Origin of the sequence: Streptomyces sp. HUAS YS2, assembly GCF_033343995.1 — a bacterium.
Taxonomy (GTDB): Bacteria; Actinomycetota; Actinomycetes; order Streptomycetales; family Streptomycetaceae; genus Streptomyces; species Streptomyces solicathayae.
Map to the genome: position 1 here is coordinate 3,246,544 of NZ_CP137573.1, position 19,653 is coordinate 3,266,196.

Below are 19,653 nucleotides of genomic sequence, written 5' to 3' on the forward strand. Positions count from 1 at the left end.
CAACGATACCGGCACACCGGACGGCCCCCACGGGACGGGGGCACGGCCGGGCGGTAGCGTCTGAGGACGACGCCGGACGACACACCCGCCGGGCGCCTCAACGCGACGACAGAGAGAAGACGTTCACCACATGCCGGACCGCCGCCGTACGGAACGCCAGTCCACGGACGACAACAATCCGTTCGCGCCGCCGCCGGAGGGCGCGCCGGACCAGCCCTGGCAGCCGCGGCGACCGGAGGGCGCGGACGACGACGGCGCCTCGGAACCGTCGCAGCCCGCGGACTCCGACGACACCCCGGGCCGCTGGAGCAGCCGCCAGCCGGGCCGCTCGTCGGCAGGCTGGGGCCGCCGCTCGGAGGGCGGCCAGGGCGGTCAGGGCGGCGGCCCCGACGGGCCGCAGGAGGGCCCCGGCCTGCGCTGGGACCCGACGGACCCGGCCCAGCGGCGGGCCCGGTACGCACTGCTCGCGGGCATGTGGGCGTTCTTCTTCGCGATCTTCAACCTGTCCGAGATCGCCCTGTTGCTCGGCGCCCTCGCGCTGTACTGGGCGATCAGCTCGCTGCGCGCCAAGCCGAAGCCGGTCGAGCCGGGCACGCCGGGCTCGACCCCGGTGTCCGTGGCCACGACCGAGGGGGCGCGCAAGCGGCAGCGCACCGCGGCGATCAGCGGTCTGGTGACGGGCCTGCTGGCGCTCTCGATCGTGGCGGCGGGGTTCACGTTCCGGTTGGCCTACAGCGACTACTTCACCTGCGTCGAGGACTCGCTGACCCAGTCCGGGCAGCAGGCCTGCAACCGGCACCTGCCGGAGCCGCTGCGGAAGCTCTTCGACGACACGCGCGTCTAGCAGGGGCGGCGCCTACTCGGCCGGGGGCTCCGAGGGCGCTGGGGTCAGCGGGGGCTGCTCTGGACGCGGGGTCTCCCAGGCCGCCGGGAAGAGGTCGTACGGCTCGTAGGGCTCGTCGTCCAGGCGCTCGGGTTCCGGGGCGGGCAGCAGGGTCACCGGCAGGGGCATCGACGGTACGGGGGCGGCGGCGCCCGCGGTCTCCGCGCCCGCGGCCTTCGCGCCCGCGGTCCTCGCGCCGGCCGCCTTCGCGTCCGGGGCCGGGCCCGGGTGCAGGTCCGGGGCCGATTCCGCGGCCGGGTCCAGGTCCGCGGACGCCTCCGCGCGGCGGGCCCAGGCGCGTACGCCGAGGGCGACCGGGACACCGATCACCGCCGTCCACAGCGCCGCAGCCCCGCCCGTCGCCCACCACACCGGACCGAACGCGGCCAGCCGCCCCACGCCCAGCGAGCCGCCGGCCGGCGCCGCCAGGAGCGCCGCGACCACGCCGCACAGGCCCGCGGCCTGCAGGGTCGTCCAGGTCGTGGCGCGGGCGGTCCAGGTCGTCGCGACCCGTCCCGTACGGCGGCCCAGCGCGACGCCCGCCGCCAGCGGGACCGCCGCGGACAGCCAGTGCACCCATGTTCCCCGACCCGGCTCCGGGAGGGCCGCGAGCAGGGGGAACGCGGGCAGCGCCGGGGTGCCGGTCACCATGAGCGGGGTCGCGAGGGAGCCGGTGCCGAGCGTGACCCCCGGGCCCATGCCGTACGCCGCGCCCCACACCGCCGCGTTCGGGACCAGCGCCAGGATCAGCAACGCCACCGCGAGCCGTCCCGACCACTCCGCCGCAAGCCCGCCGTACGCCTTTCCGACCTCGCCCGCGTGCCACGCCAACGAGACCGCGACCAGCACGATCCCGCCGGCCAGCAGGGTCAGCACCCCGACCGCCGCGGACCGCAGCGCCACCCCGGCTCGCGGCACCCGTCGCGCCAGGGCGCCGAGCGGGTGGCCGCTCGCCGTCCAGACGCCCGCCGTGGCCGCCGCGACCGTCGTACCGGGCAGCCACACGGCCGCCGCCAGCGGGTCGGCGGGCAGCGGGCCGGCCGACGCGTACGCCACCACCACCGCGCCGGCCAGCAGGTACCCGCCGGTGACCGCGCCCACCGCGCCGGCCGCCGACAGCCGGGGGCGGCCGTCCTCGGACTCCAGGGCGTCCCGCGCGGCCCGGTGCGCCAGACGGGCCGGCAGCACCATGAGCAGCATGGGGACGACCCCGAGCGGCGCGGGCACGCCGGTGAGGGTGTCGGTGCGCACCAGGTCGACGCCGTGCGCGAGGAGCCACAGGCCCGCGGCGGCGTGCAGCGCGCCGCCGGGGCCCCGGTCCGGGTACGGCGAGCTGATCCACAGGACCGTCACGAGGACCGCGAGCGCGCCGAGGCCGAGCCCGGCCGCGATGCCGCCGCGCGCGAAGGCCGCCGCCAGGACGGCGGAACGACCGCTGCGGACAAGGGGGTCGGGCGACAGCGGAGAGCCCTGCTCGGTCACGTGGGTCACCCGGCCCATGCTGCCAACGACACGCCCTTTTGTGGCGTAACAGGCAAACCTCCGTTGTGTCGTTCAAGATACATTTATGTGCTTTTCCGGCCAGAGCAGCTCTGCGGGAGGTCGTCGTCCATGAGCCAGAGCACCGGACACTCCGTCCCCGCCGACTCGCTGCCCTCCCCGAAGGAGCGCCGCAGGCTGCGCGAGGCGCGGGCCCTGACCGAGGAGCAGGTGGCCGACGCGCTGGGCGTCACCCGGGCCACCGTCCGCTCCTGGGAGACCGGGCGCTCGAAGCCTCGGGGGCGCAAGCTGGAGGCGTACGTGAAGCTGCTCAGCGGCGACGACACGGCGTTCGCGCCGTCCGGAGAGGCGCCCGACGCGGCTCCCGCGCCCTCGAAGACCTCCGCACCTCAACCGGGCCGCGACACCACCCGGCCCAAGGCCGCCGCCAAGCGCGTCCAGAAGCCGCCGACAGGCCCCGCGCCCCGGCCGAAGACCACCGCCCGCCCTGCGGAGGCACCGTCGCCCGAGCCGGCGGCAGCGGCGCCACCGCCGGAGGCACCCGCGCCCGCGGCCCAGGCGCGCCTGGAGCGGCTGAAACCCGAGTCGGCCGAGGCCACCGCGCGGCCGGAGCCCGCCGCCGAGCCCGCCGTCGCCGCCGAGCCCGGGCTCACCCCCGAGGGGGCGTTCGACGCGCTCTACGCGTACGCCGCCCCCGGACTCGTCCACCAGACCTACCTGCTCACCGGCCGCCGCCGGCTCTCCCGCGAGTCCGTCGAGCGCGCCTTCCACCACGCCTGGCAGCACTGGCCCGAGGTCGCCCGCGACCGTGACCCGGTCGGCTGGGTGCGGGCGGCGGCGTACGAGTACGCCCTCTCGCCCTGGCACCGGCTGCGCCGCGCCCACCGGCACCCCGACGCCCCACCGACCGAGGCGGGCCGCCGGGCCCTGCTCGCGGCGCTGCTCGAACTGCCCCCGCCGTACCGCCGCACCGTGCTGCTCTACGACGGCCTGGGCCTCGACCTGCCCGAGACGGCCGCCGAGACCGAGGCGAGCACCCCGGCGGCGGGCAACCGGCTCCTGTACGCCCGGACGCTCATCGGCACCCGGATCCCCGAACTCGCGGACCCGGACGCCCTGCACGAACGGCTGCGGGCGCTGGTCGCGGAGGCACCGACGGTGTCGCTCGCACCCGCGCGCACGGTCCGGGGCGGCAGCGAGCGCCGCATCCGGCTGTGGACCCGGACGACGTTCGTGCTGACCGCGACGCTCATCGGCGCGACGGCGTTCACGCTGCACACCGCGCCGACCCAGTACCAGCCCGAGGTCGCCCCGGGGCGGACGGTCGACGGCGTCCCGGTGCGCGGCGGCCCGCCCAAGCTGGGCCCCGAGGACGAGAAGCTGCGCGAGCTGCTCCACTCTCGGCCGCACCACGGCCCGGAACGGCTGCTGCCCGAAACGGGCTGAGAACGCGCGTGGGCCCCGCCCCCGGAGATCCGGGAGCGGGGCCCACCTGTGCGGTCACGCAGTGGTTCGAAGAACCGTCAGGCCCGGGGGCCCTTCAGGTCGTTCAGCCCGCGAGGATGGCGCGCGCCAGCTTGGCGGTCTCGGTCGGCGTCTTGCCGACCTTGACACCGGCGGCCTCGAGGGCCTCCTTCTTCGCCTGGGCGGTGCCGGAGGAGCCGGAGACGATGGCGCCGGCGTGGCCCATGGTCTTGCCCTCGGGGGCGGTGAAGCCCGCGACGTAGCCGACGACCGGCTTGGTGACGTGCTTGGCGATGTAGTCCGCCGCACGCTCCTCGGCGTCGCCGCCGATCTCGCCGATCATGACGATCAGGTCGGTGTCGGGGTCCGCCTCGAACGCCTCGAGGGCGTCGATGTGCGTGGTGCCGATGACCGGGTCGCCACCGATGCCGACGGCCGACGAGAAGCCGATGTCACGGAGCTCGTACATCATCTGGTACGTCAGCGTGCCGGACTTCGACACCAAGCCGATACGGCCCGGCTTGGTGATGTCGCCCGGGATGATGCCGGCGTTGGACTGGCCCGGGGTGATGAGACCGGGGCAGTTCGGGCCGATGATGCGGGTCTTGTTGCCCTTCGACTTCGCGTACGCCCAGAAGGCGGCGGAGTCGTGGACGGCGATGCCCTCGGTGATGACGACGGCGAGCGGGATCTCGGCGTCGATCGCCTCGACCACGGCGGCCTTGGCGAAGGCCGGCGGCACGAAGAGGACGGAGACGTTGGCGCCCGTCTTCTCCATCGCCTCGGCGACGGTGCCGAAGACCGGGACCTCGGTGCCGTCGAAGTCGACGGTCGTGCCGGCCTTGCGGGGGTTCACGCCACCGACGATGTTGGTGCCGTCACCCAGCATGAGCTTGGTGTGCTTCATGCCCGTGGCACCGGTCATGCCCTGGACGATGACCTTGCTGTCCTTGTTGAGGAAGATAGCCATGGTGTGCTTGACCTCGTCCCTTTACTTCGCAGCCGCGAGCTCGGCGGCCTTGTCGGCCGCGCCGTCCATGGTGTCCACACGCTGCACGAGCGGGTGGTTCGCGTCCGACAGGATCTTGCGACCCAGCTCCGCGTTGTTGCCGTCGAGGCGCACGACCAGCGGCTTGGTGACCTCTTCGCCCTTCGAGGCGAGAAGCTCCAGGGCCTGGACGATGCCGTTGGCGACCTCGTCGCAGGCGGTGATGCCGCCGAAGACGTTGACGAACACGGACTTGACGTCCGGGTCGCCCAGGATGATCTCCAGGCCGTTCGCCATGACCTCGGCCGACGCGCCGCCGCCGATGTCGAGGAAGTTGGCCGGCTTCACGCCGCCGTGGTTCTCACCGGCGTACGCGACGACGTCCAGGGTCGACATGACCAGGCCGGCGCCGTTGCCGATGATGCCGACCTCGCCGTCCAGCTTGACGTAGTTGAGGCCCTTGGCCTTGGCAGCGGCCTCGAGCGGGTTGGCCGCGTCCTTGTCCTCGAGCGCCTCGTGCTCGGGCTGACGGAAGTCGGCGTTGGCGTCCAGGGACACCTTGCCGTCCAGCGCCAGGATGTCGCCGGAGGCGACCTTGGCCAGCGGGTTGACCTCGACGAGGAGCGCGTCCTCGGCGATGAAGGTGTCCCACAGGGTCACGAGGACCTCGGCGACCTTCTCGGCGACGTCGGCCGGGAACTGCGCCTGGGCGACGATCTCGCGGGCCTTCTCGATCGAGACGCCCTCGACGGCGTCGACCGGGACCTTGGCGAGCTTCTCGGGGGTCGTCGCGGCGACCTCCTCGATGTCCATGCCGCCGGCGACCGAGGCCATGGCCAGGAAGGTGCGGTTGGTGCGGTCGAGGAGGTACGAGACGTAGTACTCCTCGACGATCTCCGGAGCGGTCTCCGCGATCATCACCTTGTGGACCGTGTGGCCCTTGATGTCCATCCCGAGGATGTCCGTCGCGCGGGCGACGGCCTCGTCGGGGGTGGCGGCCAGCTTCACGCCGCCGGCCTTGCCGCGGCCACCGACCTTCACCTGCGCCTTGACGACCGACTTGCCGCCGAGACGCTCAGTGGCCTCGCGCGCCGCCTCAGGCGTGTCGATGACTTCACCGGCCAGCACCGGTACACCGTGCTTGGCGAAGAGGTCCCTCGCCTGGTACTCGAACAGGTCCACGCGCGTCCGTCCCTTTTCTGATGATCGCGGTTCGTTGTCTGCGTGGGCGTGCCGCGGAGGGCAACGTGACTGCGCTGTCACAAGGGAGGCGTACACGGTGTCCGTGGACGCGGCATGTCCGTCTCGCAGGTTATCCCTGCCGGACCTGGGTCCCTAAATCGCAGATCACCTCAGGGCGGTGATACGGGTCACAGATCGTAGGGGGGACGGGGCGGTGCGTAGGGGGTGCGGCGGGACCCCCTCAACCCCTTGTGCCAGGCGGGGAAGGGGCCTTGGGGGCCTCACGACGCGCCCGACCGCGGGGTGAGGTGCGAACGGGCGCCGATGTGATATGGGCCTCAGTCGGCCCGGAGACGGCCGGGCGGGTGGCGCCCCGGCGACGGATTCCGCAGCGGTGCGGAATCCGTCGCCGGGGGTTGCCGGGGTACCGGTGAGGTGATCAGCCGCCGTAGCCGGGGAGGTAGTCCGGGGTCACGGCGACGGTGACGCTACGGACGCCGGTGACGGCGTTGCCGGCGAGCGGCGTGGCACCGTCCGTGACGGATCCGGCCAGGCCCGCGGCGCTGCCGCCGACGCCCGTGACGACCGGCCGGACCTGGTCGGTCACCGCGCCGACGATCGGCCGGACGGCGCCGTCGACGGTGCCGGTGACACCGCCCGCGAACTCCGGGACCTCGGCGAGGACGCCGTCGGCCAGCAGGCCCGCGTCGTTGACGGCCAGGCCGATGACCGGGGCCAGCGACTCCACGGCGCGGGCGGCGAGGGGCGGCAGCACGTCCTGCGAGGCACCGGCCACGACCGGGGCGGCCTCGGCCCGGGTCTGCTCCAGGTCGGGGGCGAAGGCGGCCAGCGGGCCGAAGAGGTAGTCGACCTCGTCCTCGGCGGCTGCCTGGGCCTTGTCGACGGTCGGAGCCTGGACGGCGGGGGCGGCGGGGGCCTCGACGGCGGGGGCGTGTGCGGCCGGCTTCGCCGGGACGGACGGGGTGCTCGGGAGCTCGACGGCGTCCTTGACGGTGTCCGTCACGCCGGTCACCGCCTCCTGGAGGCCGTCGGTCGCGTCGGTGAGGCCGGCCGTCGCGTCCGGGGTGGTGAGCGGGACGTCGACGGGCAGCTCGCTCGCGCTCGCGGCGGCGGTGCCGATGGCCCACATGCCGGTGGCGGTGGCGGCGACGGCGAGGGAACGGCGGAGGTTCTTGTTCACGGGGGAGATCGCTTTCTCGAATTCTTCGGCTGGTGGTGGAGCAGGCGGGGAGAAGGGCCTGCTCTAGCCGGGGAATTCGAGAACGTCGTCCGTGCGGTCGAGGAGTACTGCGGCGGTCGCGGGCAGCGTCGCGCCCCGGACGGGCCCGGCGCACGGCGTGCCGGGGGTGAGGGTCGCGTCCTGCTGGTCGCCGCCCCGGGGCGCGCTCGCCTGCCCCACCGCGGGCGCCCCGCAGGGCCGGCCGGGGACGGGGGCGTGCGCGGGCAGGGCGGGACGAGCGGTGGCGGGCGCCTCGGTACGGGCGTGGGCGCGGCGGAACTCCCGTACGACCACGGGGAGCGGGTCCGCGGCCGGTACGTGCACGACGGTGGCCTCGGCGACGTCCGCCGGGGACGCGGCGGACGTGGCCAGGACGGTCGAAAGCTGCTCGAACGTGGCGCCGTCGGACGGGACCGACGGCGCGGCCGGGACCGACTCGGCCGCGGGGAGTGGCACGCGGTCACGAGCGTCTTGGACGGCTAGGTGCACAGCCTCGTGCACGGGCTCGACGATGTCCCGCACCACGGGAGCACCCGCGACGCGGCGCACGGTCTCCCGGACGGTGTTCGTCACGGGCCGGACGACCGGTTCGACGGCAGTTGCGGTGGAGGTTGCGGTTGCGGTGGCGGCGACGTGCTCGACGGCCCTGAGGGGCTCGTCGGCCGTGCCGGCCGACCTGTCCACGAGTCGCCCGGTCTCGGCGGTCGCAGCCGGCGGGAGTTCCGCGGCCTCGGCGCGCCCGCCGTACGCGACGGCCAGGAGCAACAGGCCGCCCAGGAAGACCAGGGTGCCCAGCACGCGCCGGAGCGCCGTACCGCGCGCGGGGCGCGGTACGGCGGGCGGCACGACGGCTGCGGCGGTCACGGGACGGGGCCTTCCGGAAGCACGGGGAGGGACGGCGCGGAACAGCAGGTTCCGCGCATGCGGCCCGATGCTCGCACGAGCCTCCCCGGGTCACGCAAGTCCCGTGTTACTGATGAGTCGCCATGTCCGGTATGGGCAGTGGACGTTTCTCGACGGCCGCCGCCATCACCTCCGGGAAGAGGTCCGGGGTGCAGGCGAACGCCGGGACGCCGAGCGCCGCGAGCGCCGCCGCGTGGTCCCGGTCGTAGGCAGGGGCGCCCTCGTCGGAGAGCGCGAGCAGCGCCACGAACTGCACGCCCGAGGCCTTCATGGCCGCGACCCGCTTGAGCATCTCGTCACGGATGCCGCCCTCGTACAGGTCGCTGATCAGCACGACGACGGTGTCGGCGGGGCGGGTGATCCGGCTCTGGCAGTGGGCGAGCGCCCGGTTGATGTCGGTGCCGCCGCCGAGCTGGGTACCGAACAGCACGTCGACCGGGTCGTCCAGGCGGTCCGTCAGGTCGACGACCGCCGTGTCGAAGACGACCAGCCGGGTGTCGAGCGACCGCATCGAGGCGAGGACGGCCCCGAAGACGGAGGCGTACACCACGGACGCGGCCATCGAGCCCGACTGGTCGATGCAGAGGACGACGTCCTTCTTCGCCGACCGCGCGGCCCGGCCGTGGCCGACGAGACGCTCGGGCACGACCGTGCGGTGCTCGGGCAGGTAGTGCTTCAGGTTGGCGCGGATCGTGGCGTCCCAGTCGATGTCCCGGTGGCGGGGCCGACTGATCCGGGCCGAGCGGTCGAGCGCGCCGGTGAGGGTGGCGCGGGTGCGGGCGGCGAGCCGCTTCTCCAGGTCCTCGACGACCTTGCGGACGACCGCGCGGGCGGTCTCCCGGGTCGTCTCGGGCATCGCCTTGTTCAGCGACAGGAGCGTGCCGACCAGGTGCACGTCCGCCTCGACGGCCTCCAGCATCTCCGGCTCCAGGAGCAGCGTGGACAGTCCGAGCCGGTCGATGGCGTCGCGCTGCATGACCTGGACGACGGAGCTGGGGAAGTACCGGCGGATGTCGCCGAGCCAGCGGGCGACCGACGGCGCGGACGCGCCGAGCCCGGCCGTCCGCCCCCGCTCGCCGCGCGCCACCGGGTCGGGCCGCTCGTCGTAGAGCGAGGCGAGCGCCCCGTCCACGGCCGCGTCCCGCCCGCTCAACGCCCGCCCGGTACCGTCCGCCTCTCCCCCGCCCAGCACGAGCCGCCACCGCCGCAACCGTTCGTCGCCGCTTCCGGTCGGGTTCATGGGGCTCATCGGGTTCATCGGTCCGCCCCCGTCATCTCGTCGTTCCCCAACAGCAGGCGCAGTACCGGCAGTACGGCCTCCGCGCGGTGCTCGTCGAGGGCGTCGGCGAAGCCGGGTACGCCGGCCTGGGCACGGGCCGCGGCGGCGGACGGGCCGCGGGCGACCAGCTCGCCGATGGTGCGCCGGACGCCCGGTTCGTACGCGGAGAACGTGCGCCGCAGCAGCGGCAGTACGTCCGCGAACGCCTCCTCCGGCACCCCGGTCAGCCACGCGTCGACGAGGGCGAGCAGCCGCTCGTCGTGGACGAGCAGCATGCCGCCTCCCGTCCCGCCGCCGACGAAGCCCTCGATCCACGTGGCCGCGTCGGCCGGTGGGGTGCCGGGCGAGAGCGCGAGCCCCATCAGCCGCGCCGTCTCGTCCTCGCCGAGCCGACCGTCGTCGAGGAGGAGCCGGACCGCCCGACCGCGGATCAGCCCCGCGACGGCCTCGCGGGTCGCGAGCCGGTGCAGCACCGCGGCCCAGCGGTCGGCCCGGTCCGCGCTGTCGGGGAGCAGGCCGAGCGCGGCGTGCACCGCGTCGAGATGGCCGCGCATCTCGTCGGCGGCGTCCCGGTCGAGCCCGGCGCAGGCGGGCGGCAGGCCGACGCAGATCCGTTCCGCGAGCCCGGCCGCGACCTCGCCGAGCGCGGCGGTGTCCGTGGCGCGGACGTCGCCGTACCGCAGTGCGCGGGCGAGCGCGGGCAGGGCCTGCGCGAGGTGCCCCACGTCGGCGTCGAGCGCGGCCCGGTCGGCGAGCGCGCGCATCACGACGGGCAGCGCGTCGGCGAGACCGGCGAGCAGACACCGCTCGGCGAGCGCGGTCATGTCGGCGAGGGTGCGGGCGGCCAGGGCACGGGACTCGGCCCGCGCCGTCGCCGCGCCGTCGACCGTGGTGCCCCACACGCCCGCCTCGGCGACGCGGACGTGCAGCTCCGGCTCCCAGCGCAGCCGCCAGCTCTCCCGGAAGGTGCCGGTGCCGGCCCGGCCGGCGACCGGCTCGCCCCAGTCGACACCGAGCAGCCGCAGCCGGTGCAGCAGGCGGCTGCGCGCGGTGTCGTTCTCCTTCCGCAGGTCGAGCTCCAGGTCCCGCTCCCGCGCCTCCGGCTTCAGCCGCAGGCTGCGCTGGAGCCGGTCGAGGTCGCGCTGCAGCGGTACGGCGGGGGCGCCGGCCGGGACCTCGCCGAGCACGTCCCCGACGACCAGGCGGTCGCGGACGAGGGCGAGCGGCACGTCGGAGCCTTCGCACATCACGGCCCGCACGGCGTCGGTGGTCTCGCTGAGCCCGGCGAGCGGCCGGCCGCGCAGCGCGGCGAGGGTCTCGGCGAGCCGGACGGCCTCGATGACGTGCGCGGGAGAGACCGACCGGTCCTCGTCCCGCAGCAGCCCGGCGACCTTGGTCAGCCAGCGCTCGACGGGTCGGTCGGGGGCGGCGAAGAGATGGCCGTACCAGCCGGGCGAGTCGATGCCCGCGCCGTAGCCGGAGCGCCGGGCGAGCCGGCGGTGCGTCCAGGGCACCCAGGTCGTCTCGGTCCTGACCTTGGGCAGCCCCTTGAGCAGGGCCCGGTCGGCGGCGACCGTGGTCCGGCGGCGCAGCGCGGGGACGTGCCAGGCGCCGCACACGACGGCGACCCGGTCGTCCCCGAACTCCTTCTGCGCGGCGCGCAGTTTGAGCCGCATGTGGGCCTCGCGGACGAGGTCGCGGCCGTGTCCGCCCGCTCCGTACGTCTCGCGCAGCACGCCCATCGCCTCGGCGACGGCGGCGAACGGGGCGCGCGGGTCGCCGTCGCCGCGGTGCTCGATGACGTCCTCCCACCAGCGCTCGGGGTCGTCGTGCCCGGCGGTCCGGGCGAGCACCGCGATCGGGTCGATCCGCAGCCCGACCGCGGGGTCGGACTGCTGGGGCTCCTCGTCGTCCCCGTCGCCCCAGGTCGGGTCGGAGTTGAGGGCGAGGGTGTGCGCGGCGGGCAGGTCCACGAAGCGGACGGCCGCGCCGTTGTCCAGGGCCCAGCGCAGCGCGACCCATTCCGGCGAGAACGTGGCCATAGGCCAGAACGAGGCCCGGCCGGGGTCGTCCACGGCGTGCGCGAGCAGCGCGACGGGTGGCCGCATCCCGGGATCGGCGGCGAGCCCCAGCAGCGCGTCCCCCTCCGGCGGCCCCTCGATCAGCACCGCGGCCGGCCGCTCGGCATCCAGCGCGGCCCGCACCGCCCGGGCCGACCCGGGCCCGTGGTGCCGCACCCCGAGCAGCAGCGGCCCCGGGGTGACGTCGCCACCCACTCGGGCGTCCGAGTCCCCCCGCCGCACCGTGACGGGCCCACCGGCCGCCCCGGGGTCGCCGCGGCCCGAACGGGAGGCCCCGGCGGGACCGGTGGGCCCGAGGGGCCCGGAGGTCCCATCGGCGCCGGAGCCGCCGGTGGCGCCCGCGGTCGGCCCGACCGCGCCCCCGAGTTCCCGCGCCGCGCCGGCAAGTGGCCCGAGGCCGACGGCACTCGGGGTGCCTGCGGGCCGGTCCGGCCCGACTCCGCCGCCGGCCGCCCGGGCCACGCCGGCCGGTACGAGGCCGGGTCGGGGGTGCCGCGTGGCGGCGCCGGGCCCGCCGGGGCCCGCGGTGTCCCGCGCGCGGCGCGCGCGCCGGGCGGTCACGCCGTCACCTCGCGGCAGGCGCGGTAGAAGTCCTTCCAGCCGTCGCGTTCGCGGACCACCGTCTCCAGGTACTCCTGCCACACCACCCGGTCCGCCGCCGGGTCGCGGACGACCGCGCCGAGGATGCCGGCGGCGACGTCGGCGGGGCGGAGCACGCCGTCGCCGAAGTGGGCGGCGAGCGCCAGGCCGCCCGTGACCACCGATATCGCCTCGGCCGTCGACAGCGTCCCCGAGGGGGACTTGAGCTTGGTGCGGCCGTCGGCCGTGACCCCGTCGCGCAGTTCGCGGAAGACGGTGACGACACGCCGGATCTCGTCCACGCCGTCGGGGACGGCCGGCAGGTCCAGCGAGCGGCCGATCTGGTCGACCCGCCGGGAGACGATGTCGACCTCGGCCTCCGCCGTGGCGGGCAGCGGCAGCACGACCGTGTTGAAGCGGCGCCGCAGCGCGCTGGAGAGCTCGTTGACCCCGCGGTCCCGGTCGTTGGCGGTGGCGATCACGTTGAACCCGCGGACGGCCTGCACCTCCTGCCCCAGCTCGGGAACGGGCAGCGTCTTCTCGGACAGGATCGTGATGAGCGAGTCCTGCACGTCCGCGGGGATGCGGGTGAGTTCCTCGACCCGCGCGGTCATGCCGTCCGTCATGGCCCGCATCACGGGACTGGGCACGAGCGCGTCCCGGCTCGGGCCGTGCGCGAGGAGCTGGGCGTAGTTCCAGCCGTACCGGATCGCCTCCTCGGGCGTGCCGGCGGTGCCCTGGACGAGCAGCGTGGAGTCGCCGCTGACGGCCGCGGCGAGATGCTCGGACAGCCAGGTCTTCGCGGTGCCGGGGACGCCGAGCAGCAGGAGCGCGCGGTCGGTGGCGAGCGTGGTGACGGCGACCTCGACGATCCGGCGCGGGCCCACGTACTTCGGGGTGATCACCGTCCCGTCCGGGAGCGTGCCGCCGAGGAGATAGCGGGCGACGGCCCACGGCGAGAGCCGCCAGCGGGGCGGGCGCGGGCGGTCGTCGTGGGCGGCCAGGGCGCGCAGCTCGCCAGCGAAGGCGTGCTCCGCGTGCGGGCGCAGTACCTCGGTCTCGGTTCCGGGCACGGTCATGGGTTCCCCCTCCAGATCGTTCGACCCGTTACGCCTCCACCGTGCACCACGCCACTGACACTTCGCGGGCGTTCGGCCGTCGTCGCAGGCCGGGGCGATTGTCAGTGGGGCGGCGTACGGTCGTTCCATGAGTCGGACGGGGGTTCGCATGGGGGCGCGAGCACGATGGACGCCGGAACAGGTGCTGGCACTGGCTCCTGACGAAGCGTCATCGAGCGCGGGGAGTCGGCTCGGGGTGGCCGGGCCCTGGTCGGAGACGGGCTGCTCGGCGTCCGGGGAAGCCGTGTGGGGGCGGTGCAAGGGCAGCGGCAGCACGCCGTACCGGACGGTCGTGGACCTGACCGGCGGGCCGGCGGCGTCGTGCGACTGCCCGAGCCCGAAGTTCCCCTGCAAGCACACGCTGGGCCTGCTGCTGCTCTGGGCGGGGGACGACGGGACGGTCTCGGAGGGGGAGGCCGTGCCGGACTGGGCGGAGCGGTGGCTGACGGGGCGTCGGGAGCCGGCGGCGGAGGGCGGTGCCGTCACGGGGGGCGGCACCGCCACCGCCGCCGGGCCCGCCGATCCGGAGGCGGCCCGGCGGCGCGCCGAGCGGCGGGCTGCCCGGATCACCGCGGGCGCGCGGGAGTTGGAGCAGCGCCTCGCCGACCTGGTGCGCGGCGGCCTCGCCTCGGCCGAGCAGCCCGGGTACGGGGTGTGGGAGGAGACGGCCGCCCGGATGGTCGACGCGCAGGCACCGGGACTGGCGGCCCGTGTGCGGGAGTTGGGGGCGATACCCGGCTCCGGGGCGGGCTGGCCGCTGCGGCTCCTGGAGGAGATCGCGCTCACGCACCTGCTCGACCGGGCCTGGCTCTCGCTGGACCGCCTGCCGGAGCCGCTCGCGGCGACGGTCCGTACGCGGGTCGGGCTGACCGCGCCCGCGTCCGGTCCGGCGGTCCGGGACCACTGGCAGGTGCTCGCGCAGTACGACACAGGGGACGCGAAGCTGACCACGCGCCGGATCTGGCTGCACGGCACGGAGACCGGCCGCACGGCGCTGCTGCTGTCGTTCGGCGCGGCCGGCCGGGCCCCGCAGCTCGCCCTGCCGGTCGGTGCGGTCCTGGATGCCGCGCTCAGCGCCTACCCGGGGGCGGGCCAGGTCCGCGCGGAGCTGGTGGAGCAGTTCTCCGCGCCCGTCCCGGCGGCGGGCCCTCCGCCGGGCGGGACGACGGCGGAGGCGATAGCCGCGTACGGCGGGGCCCTGCGGGACGACCCCTGGCTGGACGCCCGCCCGGCGACGCTGACCGGCGTCGTCCCGGTCCGGACGGACACGGGCCGGCAGCTCCAGGACGCGGCGGGCGCGCTCCCGCTCACCCCCGCCGCAGCCAACCGTCCGGGCCTGTGGCGCCTGGTCGCCCTGTCCGGCGGCGCACCGGTGACGGTCTTCGGTGAATGCGGCCACCAGGGCTTCACGCCACTGACCTGCTGGTCCCCCGAGGACCCGACCGAAACCGTCCCCCTCGTCTGACCCCCGACCCGACCGACGCACCCGCCCGGAGCAGCCGATGGACCGGAGGAACCCGATGGACCGGATGGACCCGGCGAACACCGCCCACACGGCCGGCGCGATGCCCTGGGAAGACCTCGTCCCCGCCGCGCTGCTCGGTACCGACCGGCGGGGCGGGGCGGCGCCCGAGGCGGTGCTCGACGCGGCGGCCGTGCACACCGTGCGGCGTCGCGCCGGGCTGCGGGCCGGGGCCGTCGCGGAGCCGCCCGAGGCCGCGCCGCCGGACGAGCGGGCGCGGCTGCCAGAGCCCGCCCGGCGGCGGCTGGGGCAGCTGCTCGCGGGGCGGGCCGCGCCCGCGCCGGCCGGGGGGCGGCGGGGGGCCGCTCCCGACGTCGCCGAGCTGCTGCCGCAGTGGCTCGCGGCGGCCGGCCGGCACGGCTACAAGGCGCCCGCCTCGGCCCTGCCCGCCCTGCTCGACGCCGCCCGGGCCCGGACCGACCTGCGGCCGCTCGCGCTCGCCTTCGCCGGGCCGCGCGGGCTGTGGCTGGCCCGGCAGAACCCGGAGTGGCGGTTCGCCCTGCGCGGCGCCGCGGGCGGCGCGGCACTGCCGCCCACCGACGACACCGAGCAGGTGCGCCGTCTGTGGGACGAGGGGCTCTTCGCGGAGCGCGTCGCGCTGCTCGCCGCCGTACGCGCCGAGGCGCCCGGCGCCGCGCGGGAGCTGCTCGCCTCGACCTGGGCGACGGAGCGGGCCGAGGACCGGCTGATGTTCCTGGACTCGCTGCGGGCCGGCCTGTCGGACGCGGACGAGGACTTCCTGGAGACGGCCCTGACCGACCGGAGCCGCAACGTGCGCGCGACGGCGGCCGGGCTGCTCTCCGCGCTGCCCGCGTCCGCGCTGGCCGCGCGGATGGCGGACCGGGCGGCGTCCTGCATCGCCCTCGACCGCACGGGGGACCGTACGGGCGACCGGTCGGCGCTCGTCGTCGAGGCACCGCACGAGTGCGACGCGGCGATGCAGCGGGACGGAATGGTGCCGACCCCGCCGCCGGGCCGCGGCGAGCGCTCCTGGTGGCTGGGCCAGCTCGTCGAGTCCGCGCCGCTGTCCTGCTGGCCGGCCCGGCTCGGCGGTCGCTCGCCTGCGGAGATCGTCGCGCTGCCGGTCGCCGACGACTGGCAGCCCGAGCTGCACGCGGCGTGGTGCCGGGCGGCGGTGAGGCAGGGCGACGCGGCCTGGTCCCGGGCGCTCCTCGGCTCGCCGAGCACGTCGTCGCTGGCCGAGCGGGCGAAGCTGCTGGCGACGCTGGAGGAGGACGAGCGGGCGGACTGGGTGGCCGGTTTCGTCTCGGCGCACGGCCTGTCGGAGGCGTTCCAGCTGCTGGGGGTGTGCGCGGTGCCGTGGGCCGGTCCGCTGGGCCGGGCGGTGGTGGACGCGCTGGACATCGCGCGGGACGCGGGCAGCTACCCGTGGAGCTTCAGCGGCGTGATGGGCCTCGCCGAGCGCTGCCTCGACCCGGCCGCGGCGCCGCAGCTGGAGGCGCTGACGACGCTCGCGACGGAGAGCGAGGACGCGTCACCGGGCGCGGCGGGCTACTGGTCGGAGGCCTTCCAGCGCCTGGTGTCCACGCTGCGCCTGCGCGCGGCGATGCACGCGGAGCTGGCGGCCCCGTAGAACGGGTCGGGCCCGGGCTTCCGCAGTGCGGAAACCCGGGCCAGAACGCCTTCGGAGCAGCCGTTACGCGGCCGCGACGCGGACGTTCGCGTTGACCCAGTCCACGATCGACGCCGTCGTCGCGCCGGGCGTGAAGATCTCCGCGACGCCCTTCTCCTTCAGCGGCGGGATGTCCGCGTCGGGGATGATGCCGCCGCCGAAGACCTTGATGTCCTCCGCGTCGCGCTCCTTCAGAAGCTCCAGCACCTTCACGAAGAGCGTGTTGTGCGCGCCCGAGAGGATCGACAGACCGATCGCGTCGGCGTCCTCCTGGATCGCGGTGTCGACGATCTGCTCCGGCGTCTGGTGCAGCCCGGTGTAGATGACCTCCATACCCGCGTCGCGCAGCGCCCGCGCGATGACCTTGGCCCCGCGATCGTGGCCGTCGAGACCCGGCTTGGCCACCACCACGCGGATCGGACCGGTCACACCCATCACTGCCTCCACATGCGACCCCCGAGCGCGACTCGCCGGGGAGGTGAACGAACGTTATCGACAGCATCCCGCAAGCAACCGTTTCACGGTGGAGAGCGAGGGGGAAATCACACGTGGGACATGTTCGCTCTGCGCCGTACCCAGCGTGAGCCGCACCCGGGTCGGTCGCAAGGGAGCCGCTTCGAGGTCGCGTACGCCCGCTTCCTCGGCCGGCTCCCCGGCGTGCCGGTCGGGAGGTAGGCGATGGAACTCACGGAGTTGACCCGGTTCACACCTCTGCTCAAGGCCACCGCTCTGGAGCTGGCCATCCTCACCGGCCACGTCCTCCTCTACCCCTCCGGACTCGTCCCGGAGCGCCCCCGCCCCGCCGACGCGACCGCGCCCGGCGCCGAGGCCGCCACCGCGCTCGCCCCGCCGCGCCGCCCCGTCGCCCTGCTGCACGGTTTCGTCGACAACCGTTCCGTCTTCGTCCTGCTGCGCCGTTCCCTGGCCCGGCACGGCTGGCGGCACGTGGAGGCGCTCAACTACTCGCCGCTCACCTGCGACCTGCGCGCCGCCGCCGAGCTGCTCGGCCGGCACGTCGAGGCGATCCGCGCCCGGACCGGCCATGACGAGGTGGACGTCGTCGGACACAGCCTGGGCGGGCTGATCGCCCGCTATTACGTACAGCGCCTGGGCGGTGACGCACGGGTCCGCACCCTCGTCACGCTCGGCACCCCGCACGCGGGGACCACCGTCGCCCCGCTGGCGGACGCGCACCCTCTGATCCGGCAGATGCGGCCGGGCTCCGAGGTGCTGCGGGAGCTGGCCGGGCCGAGCGGGGGCTGCCGGACGCGGTTCGTCAGCTTCTGGAGCGATCTGGACCAGATCATGGTCCCGGTGGAGACGGCCCGGCTCGACCACCCCGACCTCCAGGTGCACAACGTCCGGGTGAGCGGCATCGGCCATCTCGCGCTGCCGGTCCACCCGACCGTCGCCGCGGGCATCCGGCAGGCGCTCGGCTCCGACGGACTGTCGGTCGGCGCCGACGGCGCGGCCGACGCGACGGGCGCCGTCTCGGTCGCCTGAGCCCGACAGTTCCGGTCTGACAGCCCGTCATCCGGCGACTGTTCTTCGAACGTTCCTCGAACACAAGGCCAAGGCTCTGCCCACAGAGCGCCAAAACGCGGCCGATTGCCCGTTTCCCGCGCGGCCAAAACCTGCCGAAGATTGTCGGCCGTGCGTACCGCCGGGTACAGTCGCGCCACTGATTGCCCCCGGGACACCCCCTTCAGGTCGCCCGTCCCGGACTGGTCCTGCTGCCGAGGCGAGAGAGAAGTTGGTGAACGACCAGCACCCCCACGCCGGGTACGTCGGAGACGACGCCCACATGACCGGCAGCTTCGCCACCGACCCGCTGTTCGGCGCTATGCCGGGCGGCTACGACGCCGGACAGAGCGGCCAGTACGACAGCACCCGGTGGACCGGTGGCGGTCAGCAGTGGGACGCCCCCGCGTACGACGCCTACGTCGCGCAACAGCCGGGTGCCCAGCAGTACGACACCACGGGCCAGTGGGACGCCACCGCCTGGAACCAGGCCCAGGCCGCCCAGCAGCAGACCGGCCAGTGGGACGCCTCGCAGTTCGCCTCCTACGACGCCACCGCCCAGTGGACGGGTGCCCAGCACTACGACACCGGCGCGTACGACGCCACCGCCTGGAACTACGCGCCGGACGGGACCGCGCACGCGGAGCCGGTCGTCCCGGAGCAGTACACGCCCGAGCACGACACCGCACCGGGCTACGGCTACGGGTACCAGGACGGCTACAGCACCTACGACGCCGCGCCGGAGCCGCAGGCCGCGCCGCAGGCCGACATGACGGCCGAGTTCGAGGTGCTGGACTTCGCCACGCCCGAGCCCGTCGCCACGGACGCCCACGACGCGTACGCCGACTATCCGGCCGAGGGTCACGACGCGTACGACGACTACGCCGACGCGGACGGCGAGGACGCCTCGCTGCACTCCGCCGAGACCATGATCGCCCCGCGCGTCGAGCTCCCCGAGTCCCGCGTCGAGGCCCGCCCCGTGCGCCGCGCCTCCGGCGGCAGCCGCGGCCGCCGCCGTACCCCGGCGAAGCGCTCCGCGCTCCTCACCGTCGCCGTCCCCTCGGCCTGCGTCATGGGCGTCGCCGGCATCGCCGCCGCCTCGGTCAGTGGACTCACCGACGCCGACAAGGCGGACGACACGACCTCGATGGCCGCGGCCGACCCCTCCTCCGTGAAGCCGGTCGCCGCGAACACCGAGCTCGACACGCAGCTCGCCGCGCTCAGCGCCGACGCCCGCGACTTCGGCGACCGCGCCAGCCGCACCCAGGAGCGCATCGACCTCAAGGCGCGGCAGGACGCGGAGAAGAAGAAGCGCGAGGAGGAGGCGGCCCGCAAGGAGGCCCTGCGCCCCAAGTTCGTGCTGCCGGTCAAGCTGCACCAGCTCAGCGCCCGCTACGGCCAGTCCGGCGTCAACTGGATGTCCCTGCACACCGGCATCGACTTCCCGGTCCAGTACGGCACGCCCGTGATGGCCGCGACCGACGGCACCGTGCGCACCCAGTGGAACAACGCCTACGGCAACATGGCGATCGTGACCACCAAGGACGGCACGGAGACCTGGTACTGCCACCTCAGCAGCACCAAGATCCGCTCCGGCAAGGTCAAGGCCGGCGACGTGATCGCGTACTCCGGCAACTCCGGCAACTCCACCGGCCCGCACCTGCACTTCGAGGTCCGGCCCGGCGGCGGCTCGGCCATCGACCCGCTGCCCTGGCTGCTGCAGCACGGCCTCAACCCGGTGGGCTGAGCCCCCGGAGCAC

The 19,653-nt window shown here is 75.2% G+C and carries 15 protein-coding genes; 6 read left to right on the top strand and 9 right to left on the bottom strand.

The annotated features are described in order from the left end of the window. Positions 1 to 130 precede the first annotated feature (130 nt). On the top strand, positions 131 to 844 hold the full coding sequence (locus R2D22_RS14680) for a hypothetical protein (protein WP_318103651.1): 714 nt from the start codon (positions 131 to 133) through the stop codon (positions 842 to 844). A 12-nt stretch (positions 845 to 856) separates the two neighbouring features. On the opposite strand, the gene R2D22_RS14685 is transcribed toward R2D22_RS14680, so the two are convergent. Next, complete coding sequence (locus R2D22_RS14685) at positions 857 to 2,374, bottom strand: cell division protein PerM (protein WP_318103653.1); 1,518 nt, start codon at positions 2,372 to 2,374, stop codon at positions 857 to 859. A gap of 120 nt (positions 2,375 to 2,494) precedes the next feature. On the opposite strand from R2D22_RS14685, the gene R2D22_RS14690 reads away from it, so the two are divergent. Next, on the top strand, positions 2,495 to 3,829 hold the full coding sequence (locus R2D22_RS14690; protein WP_318103655.1) for a transcriptional regulator: 1,335 nt from the start codon (positions 2,495 to 2,497) through the stop codon (positions 3,827 to 3,829). A gap of 103 nt (positions 3,830 to 3,932) precedes the next feature. Here R2D22_RS14690 and sucD read toward each other — a convergent pair whose 3' ends face one another. The 7 genes from sucD to R2D22_RS14725 form a co-directional block, all read right to left on the bottom strand. Beyond that, positions 3,933 to 4,817 (bottom strand): succinate--CoA ligase subunit alpha, encoded by an 885-nt coding sequence (sucD, locus tag R2D22_RS14695; protein ID WP_318103657.1) that lies wholly within the window; start codon positions 4,815 to 4,817, stop codon positions 3,933 to 3,935. A 21-nt stretch (positions 4,818 to 4,838) separates the two neighbouring features. Next, entirely contained in the window at positions 4,839 to 6,017 is a 1,179-nt protein-coding gene (gene sucC, locus R2D22_RS14700) for an ADP-forming succinate--CoA ligase subunit beta (RefSeq protein WP_318103659.1), read from the bottom strand. 439 nt (positions 6,018 to 6,456) lie between these two features. After that, complete coding sequence (locus R2D22_RS14705; RefSeq protein WP_318103660.1) at positions 6,457 to 7,218, bottom strand: hypothetical protein; 762 nt, start codon at positions 7,216 to 7,218, stop codon at positions 6,457 to 6,459. 63 nt (positions 7,219 to 7,281) lie between these two features. Beyond that, positions 7,282 to 8,121: a hypothetical protein gene (locus R2D22_RS14710; RefSeq protein WP_318103662.1), complete on the bottom strand. Its 840-nt coding sequence runs from the start codon at positions 8,119 to 8,121 to the stop codon at positions 7,282 to 7,284. 106 nt (positions 8,122 to 8,227) lie between these two features. Continuing rightward, the gene (locus tag R2D22_RS14715; RefSeq protein ID WP_411977024.1) at positions 8,228 to 9,418 is read right to left on the bottom strand and encodes a vWA domain-containing protein; all 1,191 of its coding nucleotides are present in this window, start codon (positions 9,416 to 9,418) and stop codon (positions 8,228 to 8,230) included. Next, on the bottom strand, positions 9,415 to 11,742 hold the full coding sequence (locus tag R2D22_RS14720) for a DUF5682 family protein (protein WP_318109765.1): 2,328 nt from the start codon (positions 11,740 to 11,742) through the stop codon (positions 9,415 to 9,417). Before R2D22_RS14720 ends, R2D22_RS14715 begins: the two co-directional genes overlap by 4 nt. Before the next feature lie 335 nt (positions 11,743 to 12,077). Next, entirely contained in the window at positions 12,078 to 13,178 is a 1,101-nt protein-coding gene (locus R2D22_RS14725; RefSeq protein WP_318103665.1) for an ATP-binding protein, read from the bottom strand. 127 nt (positions 13,179 to 13,305) lie between these two features. On the opposite strand from R2D22_RS14725, the gene R2D22_RS14730 reads away from it, so the two are divergent. Together R2D22_RS14730 and R2D22_RS14735 are read left to right on the top strand one after the other, a co-directional pair. Continuing rightward, on the top strand, positions 13,306 to 14,682 hold the full coding sequence (locus R2D22_RS14730; RefSeq protein WP_318103667.1) for an SWIM zinc finger family protein: 1,377 nt from the start codon (positions 13,306 to 13,308) through the stop codon (positions 14,680 to 14,682). 64 nt (positions 14,683 to 14,746) lie between these two features. Continuing rightward, entirely contained in the window at positions 14,747 to 16,333 is a 1,587-nt protein-coding gene (locus R2D22_RS14735; RefSeq protein ID WP_411977138.1) for a DUF5691 domain-containing protein, read from the top strand. A gap of 63 nt (positions 16,334 to 16,396) precedes the next feature. On the opposite strand, the gene R2D22_RS14740 is transcribed toward R2D22_RS14735, so the two are convergent. Beyond that, on the bottom strand, positions 16,397 to 16,807 hold the full coding sequence (locus R2D22_RS14740; protein WP_318103668.1) for a coenzyme B12-dependent isobutyryl CoA mutase small subunit: 411 nt from the start codon (positions 16,805 to 16,807) through the stop codon (positions 16,397 to 16,399). Between the two features lie 243 nt (positions 16,808 to 17,050). Between R2D22_RS14740 and R2D22_RS14745 the strand changes: the two genes are divergently transcribed. Both R2D22_RS14745 and R2D22_RS14750 read left to right on the top strand, forming a co-directional pair. Beyond that, positions 17,051 to 17,875, top strand: a complete 825-nt coding sequence (locus R2D22_RS14745) for an esterase/lipase family protein (RefSeq protein ID WP_318103669.1) — start codon at positions 17,051 to 17,053, stop codon at positions 17,873 to 17,875. A 253-nt stretch (positions 17,876 to 18,128) separates the two neighbouring features. Then, complete coding sequence (locus R2D22_RS14750; protein WP_318103670.1) at positions 18,129 to 19,640, top strand: M23 family metallopeptidase; 1,512 nt, start codon at positions 18,129 to 18,131, stop codon at positions 19,638 to 19,640. Positions 19,641 to 19,653 lie beyond the last annotated feature (13 nt).

What these genes read in the sequence shown, in the direction of transcription:
- R2D22_RS14680 (WP_318103651.1), top strand. Translation starts at nt 131, where the DNA reads ATGCCGGACCGCCGCCGTACGGAACGCCAGTCCACGGACGACAACAAT.
- sucD (WP_318103657.1), bottom strand. Translation starts at nt 4,817, where the DNA reads ATGGCTATCTTCCTCAACAAGGACAGCAAGGTCATCGTCCAGGGCATG.
- R2D22_RS14690 (WP_318103655.1), top strand. Translation starts at nt 2,495, where the DNA reads ATGAGCCAGAGCACCGGACACTCCGTCCCCGCCGACTCGCTGCCCTCC.
- R2D22_RS14735 (WP_411977138.1), top strand. Translation starts at nt 14,747, where the DNA reads ATGGACCCGGCGAACACCGCCCACACGGCCGGCGCGATGCCCTGGGAA.
- R2D22_RS14715 (WP_411977024.1), bottom strand. Translation starts at nt 9,418, where the DNA reads ATGAACCCGATGAGCCCCATGAACCCGACCGGAAGCGGCGACGAACGG.
- R2D22_RS14740 (WP_318103668.1), bottom strand. Translation starts at nt 16,807, where the DNA reads ATGGGTGTGACCGGTCCGATCCGCGTGGTGGTGGCCAAGCCGGGTCTC.
- R2D22_RS14745 (WP_318103669.1), top strand. Translation starts at nt 17,051, where the DNA reads ATGGAACTCACGGAGTTGACCCGGTTCACACCTCTGCTCAAGGCCACC.
- R2D22_RS14725 (WP_318103665.1), bottom strand. Translation starts at nt 13,178, where the DNA reads ATGACCGTGCCCGGAACCGAGACCGAGGTACTGCGCCCGCACGCGGAG.
- R2D22_RS14730 (WP_318103667.1), top strand. Translation starts at nt 13,306, where the DNA reads ATGAGTCGGACGGGGGTTCGCATGGGGGCGCGAGCACGATGGACGCCG.